Origin of the sequence: Leadbetterella sp. DM7 (genome assembly GCF_040829825.2) — a bacterium.
In the GTDB taxonomy this organism is placed as follows: domain Bacteria; phylum Bacteroidota; class Bacteroidia; order Cytophagales; family Spirosomataceae; genus Leadbetterella.
In genome coordinates this window covers 1-390 of record NZ_JBFOLH020000051.1, presented here as the reverse complement: position 1 = coordinate 390, position 390 = coordinate 1, and the positions used below count along the sequence as shown (strand labels likewise).

Annotated in this window: 1 protein-coding gene; it reads right to left on the bottom strand. The window is 44.9% G+C overall.

Annotation, left to right across the window (positions count from 1 at the left end):
- The coding region (locus AB2U10_RS19195; protein WP_367916693.1) for a hypothetical protein at positions 1-322 on the bottom strand (322 nt) is incomplete at its 3' end.
- Positions 323-390 lie beyond the last annotated feature (68 nt).

The window sequence follows — 390 nt, the reverse complement described above, 5'->3', positions numbered from 1 at the left end:
CAGCTCGGCCTATGGAAAGCGTACGGATAGCTCCCAAGCGAGAAACCCCGGCGGCCATTGCTCCGCCTACTCCAAACTCAGCAGCTCCGATTGCCGCTATGGGTGCAGCAATCATCCCTGCTGCCATATTCCCCCCTTCTCTGAATGATTGTTTAACCTTAATGTATGATTCATCTTGGCTATGATATTCTAAGTACCTGTAATAGGCATCAAAGCCCATGGCCTCGTTAAACCGATCTCTTTTACCTATTATCACTACTTCGTCAAAAGGCTCCGTCTCTATATAAGTATCCACCTCCCCTTTAGCCTTTTTTCTCTTCATTCCGAATAAGTCAACGTATTTTAAAGGATTATTGCCTACGTAAGAATAGGAGGAAAGATGTAAATCCA